Source organism: Burkholderia sp. TSV86 (assembly GCF_001522865.1).
GTDB lineage: Bacteria > Pseudomonadota > Gammaproteobacteria > Burkholderiales > Burkholderiaceae > Burkholderia.
This window is the reverse complement of record NZ_LOWB01000101.1, coordinates 1-4,879: the sequence shown is the minus strand read 5'-3', so window position 1 is coordinate 4,879 and position 4,879 is coordinate 1. Positions and strand designations below refer to the sequence as shown.

Below are 4,879 nucleotides of genomic sequence, written 5' to 3'. Positions count from 1 at the left end.
TGCTTTCAGGTTTTAAGGTTTCCATGACCCCATTCTCTCAAAGGTTGAGGTCTCCGAAAAACCCGGGCCGATTCAGTAAGACCAAACCTCGAGCGCATCACGCGACATTGGGACGACGTGCTTCGCCTGATCGGCTCGCTCAAGCTCGGCAGGGTGCCGGCGATGGGCATCATGCGCACCTTGCAGGTCGACGAGCGACCGACCAGCCTGGCGCAGGCCATCGCTGAGATCGGTCGCATCGACAAGACCATCCATACGCTGAACTTCATCGATGACGAGGCCCGTCGCCGCGGCACCTTGCTCCAGCTCAATCTCGGCGAAGGCCGTCACGCATTGGCGCGCGACGTCTTCCACGGCAAGCGCGGCGAACTGTTCCAGCGCTACCGCGAAGGGCAGGAAGACCAGTTGAGCGCGCTCGGCCTGGTCGTGAACATGATCGTGCTGTGGAACACCTTGTACATGGACGCGGTGCTGACGCAGTTGCGCCGCGAAGGCTATCCGGTGCGGCCCGAAGACGAAATCCGGCTGTCGCCGTTCGGCCACGAGCACATCAACATGCTCGGGCGCTATTCGTTCTCGGTGCCGGAGTCTGTCGCGCGTGGAGAACTACGTCCGTTGACCGGAGGGAGCGATCTATGAAGTCCTTCGGGCACGTGCACCGGGCTTAACTGACTTCCCTGTTCCGTTGCTCCCCAGACCCCTACATGGCCTCTTATTGCGACAGAACCATCTCGACGAAATCTTTCGATGATCTTTCGTTTTTCGACCTACTCATGTGAAGTCGTAATTTTTCTCGTGTTGCCGCTGATTTGTGATCGGTGTAGGATTTTTGCAAACGCGGCCGCGATGATAAAAATCGCGAATTTTATATGACATATTAAAATATATTCGATGGCATGAAAAAATATATATTCCTTTTGGTGATGGGGTGGTCCGTTCTTGGACTCACTGCTTGCGGTGAGGACGATTCGACATCTTCGCCGTCGACTACCGCCTCAACGCCAGCGGTCGACACGCCCGGAAATCCAGGGCCCGTGCCAACCAATACGCCAGGCACGTCTGGCAATGCGAGCAATTCTCCTCCAGTTGCGACGCCGCAGGATCAAGCGTTCTCTGATCCCAACCAATACAGCTCCGCCCCAGATGCGTCGTTACCGACCACTGCGAGCCTAGATCAAGCTGCGGTAACGCATCATTCGATGACCCTCAACGGAAAGACGCTCAGTTACACGGCGACTGCAGGCCACTTATCGGCGAGCGCGCCGAGTACCGACGCATCGAAGCCCGCCGACAAGGAGGTATCGTTTTTTTATGTTGCTTACACACAGGACAACCAGCCTGTCGGCAAACGTCCAGTAACGTTTTTTTGGAACGGCGGACCGGGCTCGTCAACAATCTGGTTGCACTTGGGCTCGTGGGGACCGAAAACATTTCAGGTGGATGAGGCCAGCTTTACGCCGGACCAGCTGCAGACCCGGCCGAAAAGCTTCCCGATGGTCGACAACGACGTGAGCATGCTGGATGACAGTGATCTGGTGTTTGTCGATGCGCCGGGCACTGGCTTTTCAGAGGCAATTGCCCCCCACAAGAATAGCGATTTCTGGGGCGTTGATCAGGATACGAAAGCCTTCCGCGACTTCATCACCCGTTACATTGCAGTCAACCATCGAGAAACTTCGCCGAAGTATCTGTACGGCGAATCCTACGGCGGTATCCGCACGCCGATCGTCGCAGATCTGCTTGAGCAGGCAGGTAGTCCTGGGCAAGGTGGTCCGGCATTGACGGGGGTTATGCTTAATTCGCCGATCCTGAGTTACAAGACCAACTGTGAACGGTCCAGCAATTTTTCGTGCGAGGGGTTCATCCCAAGTTATGGTGCTGTTGCCTATTCGAAGAAAGTCGCAACTGATCCACTAGCGAGCACGCTGGCACTTCCCGATTACGTTAGCCAAGTCCGGCTGTTCTCGGCGCAGTACTGGGTGCCGTCGCTGTCGCCCTATCTTCAGAACACGGCTAACCACCGGTGGAACCCGGGGGATTCGGGCTCTTTCCCGCAAGCCCAGCAGACGCTGTTTGGTTTGCTGGCGGCGAAGACAGGCCTGACTGTTGCCAATTGGGCCGCCAGCTTCAACATGCAGCCGCAGGATTTCGAATCGAGCATGATTACGCGACTCGGTTTGGGAAGCGACCCTAGTCATATGGATCGGTATAACGGCATGGTCACCATCCCGCAGAGCGCGACATACGATGCGCAGTCCTATAACGATCTTGCTTTCCAGAATGAGATCAAGGATTTCCTACCCAATTTCCTGAAATACACGAGCAAAACGGAGTACGCTCTGGATCCGGATGACCCGTATGGGCGGTGGAATTGGAATCACGGTACCGACAAATCGAATTCCCCAACGTCGCTGCCCGATTTGATCGATGCGCTGACTCTCGATCCGAAGCTGAAAGTGGTCGTATTCCACGGCTATCATGATCTCGCATGCCCGCTTCATCAAAGCGAGCTCGATTTGTCAGGGGCCGGTTTGGCTGCATCGGTACCCGTCAAGGCGTTCCCTGGAGGCCATATGATTTATCTGACGAAGGACTCCCGGCACCCGATGAAACAGGCGATTGACAGTTTCTTCAACGTCGCGTCGACCACAGCCCCCTTGAAGTGAGGTAGTGATGAAAATTCTCTGTGTTCAAGCACTATTGACGATTGCGGGTTTGACGTCGGTTTCCATCTCCTTTGCAGACACTTCTGCAGTTTCGATTATTGTCGACGGACAAGAACAGATGCAGATAGTCAAAGTAGGAGACCGACTCCGCATGCCGCCGCCGGACCCGGTGGGCACGGCCATTCCGCAAGCCCAGGGGCAGGCACTTCGGGATCAGGTGCTGGAAAATATGAAGCAACGTTTCGATGTCGCCGCGGATCCGTCGACCCATTTGCTCTCGCTTTCCGGTGCAAAGCGTTCAGGGTGGGGGTATATCGCGGATCACTTCAGCGAGATTGACCGGTCGGGTAGCGGCTACGTCAGCTTCGAAGACCTCAAGCGTTACCTCAAGGCACGGAAAGGAGCGGCCTTCACAAACTCGTAACCATAGGGGCAAAGCGACGACCGCAAGCTTTCAACTGGTTGCGGGTTTCGAGCCTCACGGACGGAGGGGACATTGCGGCTCGCTGGTGAGCGCTCAAAATCGAGCTATGCTCGAATCTGGTGTACGTGGCGGGAGGCAGGAGAAGGCGGTGGCGATTGAAGGAGAATGTTGCTTTCCACAGTAACAGCCCGACAATCGGAACCCCACCACCATGGCGAAACGTACGCAGGAAACGAACAGCGGTCAAGCAGCAGAAGCGGAACTCAAGGGTGCGCCCGGCCTGGACGATCTGATCCAGCAAGGCGCGCGGCAGATCATCCAGCAGGCGATCGAGGCGGAATTGGCCACGATGCTCGAACAGTTCGCGAACGTGAAGGCGATCGACGGTCGGCGCGCGCGGTCGTGCGCAACGGCTATCTGCCGGCGCGTGAGATCGTCACGGCCGCCGGCCCGGTGAGCGTTCAGGTGCCGAAGGTCCGCGACCGCTCGGGTTCGGGCGTGAAGTTTAACTCGGCGATCGTGCCGCCGTATGTGCGCAAGTCGCCGCGCGTGTCGTCGTCGCTGCCGTGGCTGTATCTGCGCGGGATCTCGACCGGCGACATGAGCGAGGCGCTGTCGTCGCTGCTCGGCGAGCAGGTCAAAGGCATGTCGGCGAACACCGTGAGCCGCTTGAAGGCCGCGTGGATCGAAGAGTTCGAACAATGGAAAAAACGTGACCTGTCGAAAGCGCGCTGGGTCTACTGGTGGGCGGACGGCATTCACACACAGGCACGTACCGAGGATTCTGACGGGCAGTGTTTGCTCGTGATCATCGGCGTGACGCCAAACGGCGAGAAAGAGCGTGTCGCACTGTCCGACGGCTACCGCGAGTCGAGGGAGTCGTGGGCCGAAGTGCTGCTCGATCTGAAGGGGTTCTGTCGCGATAGCGTGATAGGGTAAGATTTGCGGATGAAAAATCTGTCAGACACCCCGGTGAAGAAGGAACGTATTTCACGCAAGATGCTGTCACCGGGCGTTGCGAAAGTGCTGAAGCGGTTGCATGTCCCGGTCGATATCATCCTGTTGTGCGTGCGGTGGTACGTGGCGTACTCGCTGAGCCTGCGTAATCTTGAAGAAATGATGGCCGACCACGGCATGGAGGTTGATCATTCGACCGTGCACCGGTGGGTCATCAAGCTGGTACCGTTGTTCGAAAAGGCGTTCCGCCAGCGCAAACGCCCGGTGGGCGGAAGTTGGCGGATGGACGAGACGTACATCCGGTTGCGCGGCCAGTGGAAGTACTTGTACCGGGCAGTTGACAAAGACGGTAACACCGTCGCTTTCCTGTTCCGGGCCCGTCGTGATAAGGCTGCCGCCTAGCGATACTTCGAAAAAGCGATCGACCAGAATGGCGCGCCGGAAACGGTCACCGTCGATAAAAGCGGGGCCAATCTTGCAGCACTTCATGCGATCAACGCTGAGCGTGAGACGCCCATCAAGATCCGGCAGTGCAAGTATCTGAACAACGTTGTCGAGCAGGATCACCGGGCGATCAAGCGGATCGTCAGACCGATGCTGGGCTTTAAATGTATTAGCCGGGACTTGATCTGACAGGTAGTCGAGCCGACAAAGTACGAGTCATCAATGGGGGATGAGTTTCTCCTTGGCGAGATCGAGCGAATCGAGGAAAGTGCGCATCGGCGTCTTGCCGTAACACCAGCGCCCCTGATGCTCTCGTTCATTGTTGTACTGGTCGAGCCACGCATCAAGGTCCGTCTGCAAGGTGGCGATCGAGTCGTAGATCTTCTTG

Annotated in this window: 2 protein-coding genes and 4 pseudogenes; 5 read left to right on the top strand and 1 reads right to left on the bottom strand. The window is 57.1% G+C overall.

Annotation, left to right across the window (positions count from 1 at the left end; genetic code table 11):
* Window positions 1-78: 78 nt before the first annotated feature.
* From WS68_RS17305 to WS68_RS17285, 5 genes and pseudogenes are all read left to right on the top strand, one after another.
* Window positions 79-639, top strand: a pseudogene (locus WS68_RS17305) (Tn3 family transposase); the annotation flags it as partial.
* Between the two features lie 560 nt (window positions 640-1,199).
* Window positions 1,200-2,666, top strand: coding sequence for a S10 family serine carboxypeptidase-like protein (locus tag WS68_RS17300; protein ID WP_059571958.1), 1,467 nt, complete (start codon window positions 1,200-1,202; stop codon window positions 2,664-2,666).
* Window positions 2,667-2,673: 7 nt separating this feature from the next.
* Window positions 2,674-3,090, top strand: a complete 417-nt coding sequence (locus WS68_RS17295) for an EF-hand domain-containing protein (protein WP_156429551.1) — start codon at window positions 2,674-2,676, stop codon at window positions 3,088-3,090.
* 211 nt (window positions 3,091-3,301) lie between these two features.
* Window positions 3,302-3,999 (top strand): annotated as a pseudogene (locus WS68_RS17290) (transposase); the annotation flags it as partial.
* Between the two features lie 90 nt (window positions 4,000-4,089).
* Window positions 4,090-4,656 (top strand): annotated as a pseudogene (locus WS68_RS17285) (IS6 family transposase); the annotation flags it as partial.
* A gap of 54 nt (window positions 4,657-4,710) precedes the next feature.
* Here WS68_RS17285 and WS68_RS28455 read toward each other — a convergent pair.
* Window positions 4,711-4,879, bottom strand: a pseudogene (locus WS68_RS28455) (IS481 family transposase); the annotation flags it as partial.